The sequence below is a fragment of the Luteibacter sp. genome, assembly GCF_009912395.1.
Taxonomy (GTDB): Bacteria; Pseudomonadota; Gammaproteobacteria; order Xanthomonadales; family Rhodanobacteraceae; genus Luteibacter.
This window is the reverse complement of record NZ_WNDO01000013.1, coordinates 1-14,302: the sequence shown is the minus strand read 5'-3', so window position 1 is coordinate 14,302 and position 14,302 is coordinate 1. Positions and strand designations below refer to the sequence as shown.

Sequence of the window (14,302 nt, the reverse complement as noted above, 5' to 3'; positions counted from 1 at the left end):
ACCTAATCGGAGGATCGACATGCATACGTTCCGGCCATGGCTGGGGGCGCTGGTCGCGCTCGCCTTCGCGACGGCATCGACGGCCAAAGATTTCGCGCTACAGCTCAAGACGGAAGCCGCGCGTCCATCAGCACCACACTTCCCGCGCGCCGCGTTCCTGCAACGGCCGACGATCGAAGAAGCTGCGCTTTCGCCCGATGGCGAGCATGTCGCCTTCCTTCGTCGCCGCGGCGATGACACCGGCTTGTGGTTGCTCGATACCGATCGTGGCGTCGAGCAGCCCCTGCTTGCACGCAGCACGGCGAATCGGTTGGCGTGGACCCATGACGGGCGCTGGTTGCTTGTCATATCGCCGGAGAAGATCTTCGCCCTGGCGACGGACCGCACCGAAGGTGCCCATGTAGTGACATCGCTGGGCGATGCGGAGCGACGGGAGTTCATCGATGTCGATCCCTCGCGACCGGCTTCCGTCATCGTTCGCGAGCGCCGTCATGACGCGATGGGACGTCCGACGGACTGGGTGTTGTCCCGTATCGATATCGACGGACGTACGCAGGTGCTGGACATCGACCCGGATCGCGTGGAGGGCTATGTGTTGGCCCGCGATGGACATCTTGCCTACGTGCAACACCTTCGCGGCGATGCGCTGGTCACCACGCGTGTCGACGCGAATGGCCATCGTGTCGACATCCTGCGTTGCGGCGTCCTGCGCCGTTGTGCGTGGTGGCCGCTACTCGACAAGGACGGATCGGCGCGGATCGTCATGGACAGCGACGGCATGCCCAGCCGCCTGCATCGACTGGACACCGATGGCACTACGATGGATATCGCGGGTGATCCGAATGGCGTGGCAGATATCGAGGCGATCGTCGCGTCGGACGACGGCATGCCTGCCTTGCTCGACTATCGTGCCGCGCACGCCACCACCCAGGCACTGGACGACACCAGGGCGGTGCGACTGATGATCCTGCGGCGCGCGCTGCCGGACCGTGCGCTCTCCATCGATATCGGCCGCTCGCGCTGGCTGGTAAGAGAGCGCAATGGCGATCTGCAGGGAACCCGCTTCCACCTCTTCGATATCGTCGACGGATCGCTGCGCGAGATCCTGGCTGATGCGCCACAGGGCGCACGTGACGCGGCATCGAGACAATGGTTGCCGGCGGCGGATCTTGCGCGGCAGTTGCCATTCACCTGGACGGCGTCGGACGGCATGCGCCTGCACGGTTTTGTCCGTGTTCCACCGGGCAAGGATGCACGGCGTGTTCCCCTCGTGGTCCTTGTCCATGGCGGTCCCTGGGCCAACGTGGCGGCGGGCGATATCGGATCGGGACTGGCAGTGTTTCTCGCCAATCGGGGCTATGCGGTGTTCGAGCCGAACTATCGTGGCTCGACGGGCTTCGGTACCAACTACATGCTGGCGCCACGCGGCGACTTCGGTAATGGACGCGTCCAGCGCGATATCGTCGAGGGTACGCGGGCGGTGCTTGCCGAGGGCGTGGGCGATAGTGACAAGGTGGCGATCGCCGGCGCATCGTTTGGTGGCTATAGCACGCTGCTGGGCGTGACCTGGCAACCGGATCTGTTCAAGCTCGGCGTGGCCGTCGTGCCGCCCACGGACTTCGCCTGGGACATCGCATGGCTGGCCCGTACTCACGAAGCCGATGTGCTGTCACGGAAACTGCCCTACGAACGCTGGATGGCGGCGCTGTCACTCGATCCGTCGGACGACGTGACGATGTCCGCGCTGCACGCGCAGTCGCCTCTGGCGAACGCTGCGCGCATGTCCCGGCCGGTGTTGATCGTCGCGGGCGGCGAGGACCAGCGCGTGGCGCTGCGTGGTGTCCTTGGCTATGCCGCGACGCTACGCTTGCTTGGCAGGCCGTTGAGCCTGCTTGTCGATCCCTCGGCAGGCCACACCTCGGATGCGCCGCTCGCGAGGGAGGCGATCTTTCATGCGATGGCGGTCATGTTCCATCGTCATCTGGGCGGCGACGCGGACGATCCACCGGATGCGGCGCTACGCGACTACCTGACGCGCAACATGCGACTGGATGCGAACGAACTGGCCCAGGAAAAAGACGCCACGATTCCCGCTCAGTGATCGGCGCGACGCCGGGCGTCATCGAGACGGCGGCACAAGGTCTCGACCGCCGGCAAGATCGACGGCGAGGGTAGCACCAGCGTCGGTGCGTCGATGACGAAGACGTTGCCGTGCTTCACGGCGGGCAGGAAGGCGCTGGCCTTCCACATGTCGAGGCTCGCCTCGTCGGCGCCGACGGTGACGATAGCGTCCGGTGCGCGCGCGAGTACGGCCTCCCGGGTCACCGTCGGCGCTGCCTGGTTCAGGTCGGCGAAGAGGTTCGTGCCACCGCAGAGCTCGATGGCATCGTCAATGATCTGCGCGTGGCCGATCGTCATCAGTGGCTTGTCCCACACCTGGAAGAACACCTTCAGGTGCTTGCGCCCGGCGTAGGTCGCGCGCAGCTTCGCCAGTGCGGTATCGAACGCGGCAGCCTGGCGATCGGCCTCGGCACCCGTGCCCGCCAGGACACCAAACCGACGCACGGCCGGTGCGATGTCGGCCAGTCGCGTGGTTTCCGCATAGAACACAGGAATACCCAGGCGCGACAGCTTCTCGACCTGGGCGGCCGGCGTGCCGCTCTTCCACGCGACCACGAGATCCGGCTTGAGGCTTACGATGCGTTCGAGATCGAGCGTGGTGGCGTCGCCGATCACGGGAATGGCCTTGGCGCCTTCCGGATGCTCGCTGAAACGTGACGTGCCGACGACATGGCTTCCCGCGCCGGCGGCGAACAGTGCATCGGTGATGTTGGGTGCCAGGCTGACGATGCGCTGCGCGGGAGCGGCCAGCATCACCGTGTGTCCGGCATCGTCGGTGACGCTGACGGAAGCCTGCGCGACAGGCGCGATCGTCAGGGCGAGAAGGATCAGTCGACGGATCATGGCGTGGTATCGGTGAGGCGTCCGGCGCGGAAGAACCGCTCGCCGTCGATATCGACGCCGTGGATGGGATGGTGGAATGCCGCGCTTAGGTGATCGCTGGTGATCACCGTGGCGATGTCACCGGCGATGGCGTGGCCCTGGCCGTCGAGCAGGATCGCATGCGTCGCATGCCGTGCGGCGAGGTTGATGTCGTGCACGCTGTAGACGATGGCCCGTTCTTCACGAACCGCCGTGCGCTCCAGCGCATGCAGCACCTTCATCTGCTGGTGCAGGTCCAGCGAGGACAACGGCTCGTCGAGCAGCAGGAACGCCACATCCTGCGCGAACAACGCGGCGATGTTGACGCGCTGGCGTTCGCCGCCGGACAGCGTGGTCACGTCACGATCGGCCAGCGCCTCCAGTTCGAACAAGGCGAGCGCGCGCCGCGTGGTGTCGTCGCCATCGTCGCCCCAGTGCCAGAACGGCAGGTGCGGATGCCGTGCCGCGGCCACCGCGTCCCAGACTGTCAGGCTGAAGGCGTCGACGACCGACTGCGGCAGGAAGCCCCGGCGTCGGGCCAGTTCGCGAGGACGGTACGTCGCGAGGTCGCGGCCGTCCAACTGCACGGCGCCGCCATCGGGCGCGCGCAACCCGGCCAGGGTCCGCAACAGCGTGGACTTGCCGGCGCCATTCGGGCCGATGACGGCCCAGACCTCGCCGTCGACGATCCGCAGGTCGAGCACGTCGACCAGCACGCGACCGTCCACGTCCAGCCTGAGCGATTCGGTGGCGAGCGTCGTCGTCATCGCCGCCGTGCCAGCAGGAAAAGAAACGTGGGTACGCCGATCACGGCCATCACCGCGCCCACGGGCAACTGGATCGGGTCGGCAACCACGCGAGACGCCGTGTCGGCGATCATCACCAGCGTGCCGCCGCCGATCGCGCTGGCGGGCACGAGCACGCGCTGGTCGTTGCCGATCACCCGACGCAGCGCATGCGGCACAACGAGGCCCACGAAACCGATGGTGCCGGCGGTGGTGACAGCCACGGCGGTGGCGATCGAAGACACCACGAAGATCGCCGCTTTCACTGCGCCCGGACGTACGCCGAGCGCGCTGGCGGATTCCTCGCCGCGGGCGAGCAGGTTGAGCTGGCGTCCCAGCGGTACGACGAACAGCAGGCCCACGAGCAGGCAGAGCACGGGAAGGCCCCACCAGCTCACGCCGCTGAGGTCGCCCATCATCCAGAACAGCATGCCGCGCAGGTTACGGTCCGGCGCGAGCACCAGCATCATGCTGACGATGGCACCCGAACCCGCCGCGAGCATCACGCCGGTGAGGATCAGGTCGGTGGCATCGTCGCGCTGGCCGGCCCGTTGCCGGGAAAGCAGCTCGCGATGGGCGAGCACGAAGACCGCAAGGCAGGCGAGCAACGCCCCGCTGGCGGCCCCTGCCGCGATCCAGAACGCGCCGGCCCCGGCGAGCATGGCACCCAGGGCGCCCACCGCCGCGCCACCGGACAGGCCCAGAGTGTACGGATCCGCCAGCGGATTGCGCACCAGCACCTGCATCAGGCAACCGGACATGGCCAGCAGGCCACCTACGCCGAACGCGGCGATGGTGCGGGGGATGCGCAGCTCACGGACGATCGCGCGGGCCGGTGTATCCGCATCGGTCCATAGGGCAGCCCAGGCATCGTCCAGGCGCACCTCGCCGCTTCCGCACAGCAGGCAGGCGAAGGCGACCACGGCGGCCACCACGAGCATGACCGCCCAGACGCGCATCGCCGAGGCGAATGTCGCGTTGCGGGGTATCCGTCGGTGGGTGTCGCCTTGTCGCACGCCGGCTCCATCACCGCAGGGGGCCTGCGACTCCAGCGGGAGAATAAAGGATCAGTCCACGAGGATGTCGAAGTCGGCCCGGCAGCCCTTGTCCACCCACACGGCGTGGCGCGACCAGCCCCAGCTGCGGCCGTATTCGCATTCGGAGACGGAAAGGCGTTCGCGCAGGCGCACCTTGAGCAGGCGGCCATCCACGTTGCACCGCTGGTAGGCGTTCTCGTAGCTCGCGCACGACAGGCCTCGCGATTCGCCGCGATCGTGTTCGTGATCGCCGTCGTGCCACTTGGGGTCGGCGGCGCAGCCGGCGAACAGGATCAGGCCGACCAGCGACAGGTAGTGAAGGATGCGGGTGAGGGTGAGGCACATGACGGTCGCTCCTGGGCTCAGAACCGGTAATCGACGGAAACGCCGGCGAGGTAGCCCGTCTTTTCCTGCACGATCGGGCTGTTGGCGACATCCTTGAGGTAGCGCGTGCCTTCGGCGGTGACGCGGGTCATCCAGTGTTCGCCGAAGCGATGCGTCCAGGTCACACCTGCCGTCGCGGCATGCAGGCCGGCGCCCGGCGAAAACGCCTGGAAGCGCGTGTTGGCGGCTTGCCGGGCGGTGACGCTGAAGTAGGTTTGGTTGTAGGCATCGTTGCCGTAGTGCAGGGCGGCGTTGAGGTCGATGCTGTCGCGTTCGCCGCTCCAGGCCACCACGTGGCCGGTGAGGTGGTAACTCATGCCGTAATCGGCGTGGTTCACGGCCTTGCTGGCGATCAGCCCGATGTCGGCGCGCTGGCCGAGCTTCACGCCCAGGCCCACGTTGGCGAGGACAGACGGCTTGATGTCGCCCATGCCCTTGAGGAAGTCGGAGCCCGGGCGGGCCACGTCGTCCTGGTCCTTGCGGCCCGGGTCCATGCCGGCCGAGGTGGTGATGAAGAAACTGTCGGTTAGCCGGAAGCGGAAGCCCACGCCCTGCATGCCGTCGATGAAGAAGCCATTGCGGAAGGTGAACGAGGCATCGGCCAGCGGACTGGCACGGTATTCCTTGCTGCCGGCGTAGCGGGGCAGGTAGGCGACGCCGCCACCCACGTACGAAGGCGGCTTGGCACCGTCGGCGTCCTGGGCATGGACGACGGGTGCGATCAGGGTGATGGCGAGAACGAGCGGAAGGGGATGGAACGTTTTCAAGGCAGGCACTCCGGGCCAGGGGAACAGGCCAGGATCGTAGGTACCTCGCGGCGAGAAGACTGTGGGATGTTTGCAGGGCAAATGTGCCCGTCTGTACGCGTCGGTTACAAATAAACACAACTTCGACGCCGTTTTCGATTGTTAGCGTGTCGGGCGCGGTGTTACGTTGCCGCCAGCCCCGTTCGTGACGCCATGCATAAATTACTTCTCATCGAGGACGACCAGCGCCTCGCGTCGCTCGTATCGGAATTCCTCTCCCGCTACGAATTCGACGTTCATATCTGCCCGCGCGGTGATACCGCCGTGGCCGCCTTCCACGATGTCGCCCCTGCGGTGGTCGTGCTCGACCTCATGCTGCCCGGCATGGATGGCGTGGAGGTGTGCCGGCGCCTTCGCCAGCTCGGTGACATTCCCATCGTGATGCTCACGGCCCGCGTGGATACGATGGACCAGATCGCGGGACTGGAGATTGGCGCCGACGACTACGTGCTGAAGCCGGTCGAGCCACGTCTTCTGCTGGCCCGCCTGCGCGCCGTCATGCGGCGCCATACGCCGAGCGAGCGGGTCGGCGAGGCGTCGCGTGATCATGTGATGGTGTTTGGCAATTTGCGCATCGATGAGCTATCGCGTGACGTGACCTGGAAGGGGGCGGCGGTGGAGTTGAAGTCCACGGAGTACAACCTGTTGCTGGCGTTCGCGAAGGCGCCAGGCAAGGTGCTGAGTCGCGACGAGCTGATGAAGCAGCTGCGTGGCATCGAATTCGACGGGCTGGATCGCACGATCGATGCGGGCGTCTCCCGCTTGCGCAGGCGCTTCGACGACCTCGCGCAGGAACCGCAGAAGCTGAAAACGGTATGGGGCAGGGGCTACCTGTTCAATCCCTACGCGTGGGATGAGTGATAGGCATGCTTCGTACTTTCTATAAGCTGTATATCTCGCTCATCATCAGCGTGGCGATCGCGGCGTTCGTTGTGACCCCGGTGATGCAATACCTGTTCGTGGCCAAATTCACGCAATCCGATGCGCAGGATGTCCGCGCCACGATGTATGTGATGCGCGACATGTTGGCGGAGGTTCCGGTAGACCAGCGCAAGCAGATGATCGACGATGCGAGGGCGCCGTTCGCCCTGATCGACTTCGACCTCACGGAGCGTTCGAAGCTGAACCTGTCGGAGAAGGATCGTCGCGCACTGGACAGCGGCTACTCGGTGGCGGTGGGGTCCGATAGCCTGTTGCTGGCCATTCCGGGGTCTGATCAGGTATTGCACACGAACCAGATGGATGTCCCCGGGTCGGGGCCGATTTTCCGCGTGATGGCGTGGGTGACGATCGTCTTCGTGGTCTTCGGTGGGCTGTTCCTCTGGTTGCGTTCGCATTGGCGTGATCTGGAGGCGCTGCGCGAGGCGGCGCAGCGCTTCGGCGATGGACAGTTGCATGTACGTTCGGGGCTGCCCTCGCGGTCCAGCGTGTCGCCACTGGCGACACGGTTCGACAGCATGGCGAGCCGCATCCAGACGCTGGTCTCCACGCAAAGCGAAATGATCAACGCGATATCGCATGAGCTGCGCACGCCCATAGCGCGCTTCGGGTTTGCGCTGGCATTGGTAAAGTCGGCGAAGGACGAGGACGAGCGCCGACGTTATCTGGATACGATGTCGCACGATATCGGCGAGCTGGATCAGTTGGTAAGCGAGCTGCTGTCGTATGGTGCGCTGGGACAGCCGGGGCGCGACCCGGAGTCGTGCGAGGTCGATGTCACGGAGTTCATCGACAGCGTGACGGGAAGCCTCTCGCTGGAGATGGAGCTTCGCGAGATCCAGTGCCACGTATCGATTTTCCCAATCGACGCGACGGCGACGATCGATCCAAAGCTGACGGCCCGTGCCCTCATCAACATCGTACGCAATGCATTGCGCTACGGCCGCGAGCGCATCGATATCAAGGCCACGGTGGATCGCGAGATGTTGGTGATTCATGTCGATGACGATGGCATCGGCGTGCCCGAGGCCGACCGGAAATCCATCTTCGAGCCGTTCCATCGACTGGATCGGAGCCGTGATCGCAATACGGGTGGATTCGGCCTCGGGTTGGCGATCGTGCGGCGGGCGATCACGTCGCAGGGCGGGAGTGTCGCCGTAGGTGATTCGCCGACGGGTGGTGCGCGGTTTACGTTGTTGTTGCCGGTGCGTGTGGCGTAGTCGCCTGCTTCTTGGAAAGGTTGGCTGCTTTGCAGCCCGTGTTTTTAACGGCTTGCGCCGTACAGCCGCTTCGTAGGGGTGGCTCGCCTTCGGCATCGCGCGCGGCGCTCGTACGTGACCGAGTGAGCCGTCGGGCCGCCGCCGGGGCGCGCCGGCTCCGCCGTCCCTCGGGAAAGGAGGGCCGCTGTGCGGCCCGTGTTTTATGGCTTCGCCCCTTCGGGCTCGGGCAGGTGGTCGGGATTTTTCGACTCGGCTCCTGCCTCGGCGAAAAAGGCCGGTCATCCTGACCGGCCCCGCTGCGCGGTCTTGTCCGACCACCCGCCCTCGGCTCCTCAAGTCGCGCCCCGGCGGCGGCCCGACGGCTCTCCGTACGTAGCGGCACCCTGGCCCGCTATCGCGGGCCCCCTGTAGGAGCGCGCTTGCGCGCGATCCGCGGCAGCGGGCCAGATTGCCGCTTCGCGGATCGCGCGCAAGCGCGCTCCTACAGATTAGGTATGCCAGCGGGAGAGGATCCAGAACGCTACCGCGCCGGATGTCGCCAGGCCCATGCCGGTCATCGCGCCGCGAAACAGCAGGAACGTCGTGTCATCTGACGGATGAATCCATACCTGGATCATCAGGTGATCCATCGCCAACAACGCGACGAGGGCGCTGGCGAATGCCGCGACGGCAAACCCGCGCGCACCACGCCGTGCCGTATTCATCCCGTGCTTCTGGTCGACGAAGATCATCACGTTGACCACCATCAAACCAATCGCGATGGTTGCCTGAATCAGTTCGATACCCATCCCATATTCAACCCTCATGCGATGCGTCTCCGTGCCGTGGGCTATCAAACAACACCTGCGTATGCGCACGCTGGACGCAGATACGACCCACCGCCATCATCGCGGCCACACCGCCCAGGGCCAGTGACAGCTCACGGCGATCTCCCTCGCCTTCGTCATCGCGCATCCATTCGGCCAACAGGCTGGCCGTGCCTTGCGCATACGCCAACCATTCACTCGCCTCGTTGAGCAACGCGTCGGTGAACGCGTCGTCATCCTCCAGAATCCAGCGTTCGTTGGTGTCCTTCATCTCGGGCTCCTTGCGTAGGTGCCGCACCGTTTCGCCCAGGTGTGGCACGCCATGCAGGCATGGACGTGCCACGGGTAATGCAACGCCAAGTTGACGTTTTGAAACGCATCGCTCCGGGACGACAAGGGACTCCGGCGTGTCCGTGAGCGGACGCCGGGCGGCTTGATATCGGAAGTGGTGCGGACTCAGGGCCCCGTGAACCGGCGCGCGGCAACACGCCGGGTACTTACGGCTTGAGAAAACTCACGGGCGCGGCCGAGGCCGCCGTTCGTCAACCGCGTTCGGGATAGGCCAGAACGGCCCGGACACCGGAGCGGGGGCCACCGCGGGGAAGCGGCGGGCGGGAGACTGCCGTATGATGTTCGACGGTCATTGGGGTTTGATTCCTTTAGGTAGCTTTCTCTACTTAGGGATACTCAGTGACCCGTGCGTCGGGGGAGGGCCTTAACCTCCCCCGGCGTGCGTCACCGAAGCGATGACTGTCGACATCGCCAAATACCGACGCTATCGACAGCCTCCTCACCGTATCAAAACAACACAGAGTTGTCTGTAGGCGCCGCCCGCGAGCTGCAGTTTTTATTTCCCCGTTCCCTTATCGCGCCGCTTTTGTAGGAGCGCGCCTTGCGCGCGACAGCGGCTGGCGATGCAACGATAATTGCTCGATATCGCGACATGGGTCGCGCGCAACGCGCGTTCCTACAGAAATAGAAAACCGCGTCATAGACGGCGACGACTCGTCGCTTCGCCGCTCGATAACTCACCGCATCGCAAAAGACATCGCCCTCGCCTCCATCCCGCCCTCTCTCGTCGCACCATCACCCCATGCCTTCATGTGTCATGCCACATCTGCGACGCACGATGCCTTTGGCGGCGCGACGTTGATCTCATGATCGCATTGGGCGACGACGCATGACTTCACTGCCGTTTTCGCACAACGTTGAATGCCAGCGCTTGGTACAAAGACACGCTTTCGTCCAGTGCATCTCACGGCCTCCGCCCGTAGCGCATATCAGACGATCGAAATACCAGGGGTTACCGCCACGATGGCGGGAAACCAAGGGAACGAATTCACTCTCAAGGAGCGGTCATGAAGACTATGTTGGCCATCAGTGCCCTGTTCGCTTTCGCGGCCCATGCCACCCCCGCCGATAAGGTGTGGTTCGCCCTGGATTCGCCCTCGTTTCCACCCGCAGACAACATGGTGCATTACCCGTCCGCCGATGCCGCCTGTAAGGCCGCCTATAAGGCCGATGTGGCTAAATACAACTCGGACACCACACACGTCCTGGCGTATGTGGCGCCCACCTTCGCACCGATGTCGGGAAACCCGTACATCTACAACTGCGACACCTTGGCGCGGGCGGGCGAGGGCCCCCCGGAACACATTCCCCACATCATCGCCGTCGTCGAAGCCCCCTGCGACGTCGACAAGGTCTTCGACTTCGTCACCGGCGAATGCGTTCTGGATGGCGATGCGCTTGCCCGCAAGCAGTTTGGCGATCCCGACGACGACCCCAACAACGATCCGAACGATTGCCAGGGCAATCCGATCAACGCCGCCATCGGCAACAAGTTCCAGCGCGAGAGCGACTTCGCGGATGCCGATGGCGAGTTGGCCTTCATCCGCTTCTATAACAGCGCCGATGGCGGCTGGCGCCATACCTATGGCGCGAACCTGCTGGTGGGCATGGGCGCGGCGGCACTGACCTTCGACGATGGACGCGCTTCGGTGTTTTCGGTCAAGGGCAGCGTAGCCACCGGCGAGTCGTCGGAGCGCGGCAGCCTCAGCCGTTCCGGATCGAAATGGATCTATACCTCCCCGGCGAACGAGGTCTATACCTTCAATGGCCAGGGCCAGCTCACCAGCTACCGAGCCGCCAACGGCCTGACCCAGACCCTGACCTACGGCTTCGACGCCAACTTCAACAACAAGGTCACGGTCAAGGATTCCCGTGGCCATACGCTGGTCTTCGTCAAGGACTTCTCCGAACAACTGGTCTCGTTGTCCTCGTCGGGCGTGAGCGTGGCCTATACGTATAGCGACGAAGGACAGTTGCAGCAGGCGACGCGCACCGTGCAGGGCAAGACCACCTCGCGACGCTACGTGTATGAGGATGCCGAGCACCCGCGCTTTCTCACTGGTCTGATCGACGAGCGGGGCGTGCGTGCCGCGACCTGGGCCTATGACAGCCAGGGCCGGGCGATCTCCAGCGAGCACGCCGGCGGCGCCGACAAGACCGTCATCGCCTACGTGGACGACGCCACCACCACGGTCACCAACCCGCTCGGTCACGTCGTGACCTACACCTATGCCACCGTCGGCGGCACGCGCCGCATGACCGCCGTGGTGGGCGAGCCCACCGTGGGCTGCCCGATCGCCAACTCGCACTACACCTACGATGCACGCGGCCAGATCGCGACGCAGACCGATGCGCTGGGCCATGTCACGGCGTTCACCTACGACACCCAGGGCCGCATCGTCACCCAGGTCGAGGCCCAAGGCACGCCCGAGCAGCGCACCACGACCACGACCTGGGACGGCACCAGCTTCCGGCCCAAGACCGTGACCACGGCCGACCGTGTCACGGCATACACCTACGACGCTCAAGGCCGCCCACTCTCCACCACCACCCGCTCGCTCAAGGACTGACCCGATGACGAAAGGACTTCGCTGGACCCCGCTGGCTCTTGCCCTCGTCTCGGTGCTGGCCCAGGCGGCCACAGCCGACCGCGTGGCGACGATGACGTATAACGCCGCCGGCCTCGTCGAGACCGTGGACGGCCCCCGCACCGATGTGGCCGATATCACCCGCTACACCTACAACGCCCAGGGACGCCCTGCGACCACGACCGATGCGCTCGGCCACGTGACTACCTATGACGCCTATGACCTGTACGGTCACCCGGGCAAGGTCACCGACGCCAATGGCGTCGTGACGCTTTTGACCTACACGCCCGAGGGCTGGCTGGCGAGCACCACCCGGGATGCCACCGGCACCCCGTCGACCACGACCGTGGTCTATGACGCGGTCGGCAACGTCATCCAGACCACCGATGCCGATGGCGTGGTCCTCAAGTACACCTTCGACGGTGCCAGCCGCCTGACCGACCTCACCGACGGCCAGGGCAATCGCATCCACTACACCCTGGATGCGGCCGGCAACCGGACCAAGGAAGAGACCTTCGACGCCAGCGGTGCGGTGCGACGTACCATCTCGCGCAGCTTCAACAGCCTCAGCCAGCTACTGACCGTGACCGACGCCCTCAACCGCACGGTGCTGTCCTTCGATACCACCGACGGCTACGACGCCGAAGGCCACCCGGTCCATTCGGCGGATGCCAAGGGCGTCCAGCGCAAGCAGGGCTACGACGCCCTCAACCGCCTGGTCAGCACCATCGAGGACTACAACGGCACGAATGCGGCCACGGCCAATACCACCTCGGTGTCCAGCCACGACAGCAGCGACAACATCACGGGCATCAGCGATCCGGACGGCCTCAACACCGTCTACGACCACAATGGCCTGGGCGATCTCACCGGCATCCATAGCCCGGACACCGGCACGACCACCTTCACGGTGGATGCTGCGGGCAACCGCCTGACCCGGACCGATGCCAAGGGCATCACCACGACGTACGCCTACGACGCGCTGAACCGGGTCATCTCGGCCAGCTACGCCGATGCGAGCCTCAACGTGGCCTATCACTACGACGAGGCCAATACGGTCACGGGGTGTAGCGCATCCGCTCCCGTGGGTCACTTGACCCGCATCGCCGAGCAAGCCGTCAGCACGACCTACTGCTACGACGCGCGGGGCAACGTCATCGAGAAGCGCCAGACCCAAGGCAGCACCACGGATACGATCGCCTATAGCTACACCCTGGCCGATCGCGTGCGGACCGAGACCCGCCCCAGTGGCGCGGTCGTCACCTACAGCTACGACACCCTGGGCCAGATCGCGGGACTGACGGTCACCCCTGTGGGCGGTTCCGCGCAGCCCGTCGCCAGCAACGTGACCTATCTACCGTTCGGCCCGATCCAGTCCTACACCCTGGGCAACGGCCAGACGCTGACCCGTACCTACGATGCCAACTACCGCGTCACCGACATCGTCAGCCCTGCGCTGGAACTGCATTTCGTGCGTGACGCCACCGGCAACATCACCGGCGTAAGCGAGGCCGGCGCGGGCTCGGAAAGCTATCGTTACGATCCGCTGTACCGCCTTGCCGGCGTGGACGATCCGAGCGGTCAGGCCATCGAGGCCTATACCTATAACAAGACCGGCGACCGCCTGAGCAAGACCGGCAATGGGCTTGCCACTGGCGTATATGGCTATCAACCGGGCACGCACTGGCTGACCAGCATCGGCACGGCCTCGCGCTCGTACGACGCCAACGGCAACACCACGGGCAATGCGTTTGCGGGCGACGCCTGGGGTTATGGCTACAACGGTCGTAATCGCATGACGGTCGTGCAGCGCAATGGCGTCACCGTCGGGACCTATGCGTATAACAGTCTGGAGCAGCGGATCGCCAAAACGGCCGATGGAGCCACGACACGCTTCGCCTACGGTGGAGATAGCCAGCTCCTTACTGAACAAAGTTTGGATAAGGCAAGGGAGTACTTATGGTTGAGCAGTATGGTCGTGGGCATCTTGGACACGGGGTCCAGCACGTCTTTGGCTTACGTTCAAGTCGACGCGCTTGGGACGCCGCGTATGGCCATGTCCAATGCAGGGGCACTGCTCTGGCGCTGGCCCTACGCGAGCAATCCGTTTGGTGAAACCAAACCCGCTTCGGGTACGGGCTACGTGCTTAACTTGCGCTTTCCAGGCCAGTATTTTGATCTTGCCCCTGATTTACGGACACCTATCTAAGCGACATTGGCCAGCTCGTACTGCTCTGGGCTGAGGTAGCCCAGGGTCGAGTGCAGCCGGATCCGATTGTAGTCAACCTCAATGTAGTCAAACACATGAGCCTTGGCCTGCTCCCGTGTGGCGAGGTGTTCACCATGGATGGCCTCGACCTTCAGACTGTGGTTCCAACTCTCCATTGCTGCGTTGTCGTAGCAG

At 64.7% G+C, this 14,302-nt stretch carries 13 protein-coding genes; 5 read left to right on the top strand and 8 right to left on the bottom strand.

Annotated features, from left to right (window positions below; genetic code table 11):
• Nucleotides 1-19: 19 nt before the first annotated feature.
• Nucleotides 20-2,101, top strand: a complete 2,082-nt coding sequence (locus GAK28_RS12845; protein ID WP_291779561.1) for a prolyl oligopeptidase family serine peptidase — start codon at nucleotides 20-22, stop codon at nucleotides 2,099-2,101.
• Here GAK28_RS12845 and GAK28_RS12840 read toward each other — a convergent pair.
• The 5 genes from GAK28_RS12840 to GAK28_RS12820 are packed head-to-tail and all read right to left on the bottom strand — an operon-like array spanning nucleotide 2,095 to nucleotide 5,955.
• Nucleotides 2,095-2,964, bottom strand: coding sequence for a cobalamin-binding protein (locus tag GAK28_RS12840; protein WP_291779558.1), 870 nt, complete (start codon nucleotides 2,962-2,964; stop codon nucleotides 2,095-2,097). The two genes, GAK28_RS12845 and GAK28_RS12840, sit on opposite strands and share 7 nt — an antisense overlap.
• Nucleotides 2,961-3,749 carry an ABC transporter ATP-binding protein gene (locus tag GAK28_RS12835; protein ID WP_291779555.1) on the bottom strand — a complete coding sequence of 263 codons (789 nt, stop codon included), beginning with the start codon at nucleotides 3,747-3,749 and terminating at the stop codon, nucleotides 2,961-2,963. Before GAK28_RS12835 ends, GAK28_RS12840 begins: the two co-directional genes overlap by 4 nt.
• On the bottom strand, nucleotides 3,746-4,783 hold the full coding sequence (locus GAK28_RS12830; protein ID WP_291779553.1) for an iron ABC transporter permease: 1,038 nt from the start codon (nucleotides 4,781-4,783) through the stop codon (nucleotides 3,746-3,748). Before GAK28_RS12830 ends, GAK28_RS12835 begins: the two co-directional genes overlap by 4 nt.
• Before the next feature lie 51 nt (nucleotides 4,784-4,834).
• On the bottom strand, nucleotides 4,835-5,149 hold the full coding sequence (locus GAK28_RS12825; RefSeq protein WP_291779549.1) for a DUF3011 domain-containing protein: 315 nt from the start codon (nucleotides 5,147-5,149) through the stop codon (nucleotides 4,835-4,837).
• Nucleotides 5,150-5,166: 17 nt separating this feature from the next.
• On the bottom strand, nucleotides 5,167-5,955 hold the full coding sequence (locus tag GAK28_RS12820) for a MipA/OmpV family protein (RefSeq protein ID WP_291779546.1): 789 nt from the start codon (nucleotides 5,953-5,955) through the stop codon (nucleotides 5,167-5,169).
• Nucleotides 5,956-6,147: 192 nt separating this feature from the next.
• Here GAK28_RS12820 and GAK28_RS12815 point away from each other — a divergent pair, with 192 nt between their 5' ends.
• Nucleotides 6,148-6,855: a response regulator transcription factor gene (locus tag GAK28_RS12815; protein ID WP_291779543.1), complete on the top strand. Its 708-nt coding sequence runs from the start codon at nucleotides 6,148-6,150 to the stop codon at nucleotides 6,853-6,855.
• A 5-nt stretch (nucleotides 6,856-6,860) separates the two neighbouring features.
• Nucleotides 6,861-8,153 (top strand): ATP-binding protein, encoded by a 1,293-nt coding sequence (locus GAK28_RS12810; protein ID WP_291779540.1) that lies wholly within the window; start codon nucleotides 6,861-6,863, stop codon nucleotides 8,151-8,153.
• Between the two features lie 488 nt (nucleotides 8,154-8,641).
• Here the strand turns inward: GAK28_RS12810 and GAK28_RS12805 are convergent, their stop codons facing one another.
• Nucleotides 8,642-8,941, bottom strand: a complete 300-nt coding sequence (locus GAK28_RS12805; protein WP_291779537.1) for a hypothetical protein — start codon at nucleotides 8,939-8,941, stop codon at nucleotides 8,642-8,644.
• Nucleotides 8,942-8,948: 7 nt separating this feature from the next.
• Nucleotides 8,949-9,230: a hypothetical protein gene (locus tag GAK28_RS12800; RefSeq protein ID WP_291779534.1), complete on the bottom strand. Its 282-nt coding sequence runs from the start codon at nucleotides 9,228-9,230 to the stop codon at nucleotides 8,949-8,951.
• 1,087 nt (nucleotides 9,231-10,317) lie between these two features.
• On the opposite strand from GAK28_RS12800, the gene GAK28_RS12795 reads away from it, so the two are divergent.
• Both GAK28_RS12795 and GAK28_RS12790 read left to right on the top strand, forming a co-directional pair.
• Nucleotides 10,318-11,880, top strand: a complete 1,563-nt coding sequence (locus GAK28_RS12795; RefSeq protein ID WP_291779532.1) for a DUF6531 domain-containing protein — start codon at nucleotides 10,318-10,320, stop codon at nucleotides 11,878-11,880.
• 4 nt (nucleotides 11,881-11,884) lie between these two features.
• Nucleotides 11,885-14,107 (top strand): RHS repeat protein, encoded by a 2,223-nt coding sequence (locus GAK28_RS12790; RefSeq protein WP_291779530.1) that lies wholly within the window; start codon nucleotides 11,885-11,887, stop codon nucleotides 14,105-14,107.
• On the opposite strand, the gene GAK28_RS12785 is transcribed toward GAK28_RS12790, so the two are convergent.
• Nucleotides 14,104-14,302: IS3 family transposase (locus GAK28_RS12785; protein ID WP_291779527.1), on the bottom strand; the 199-nt coding region annotated here is incomplete at its 5' end. The genes GAK28_RS12790 and GAK28_RS12785 overlap by 4 nt on opposite strands.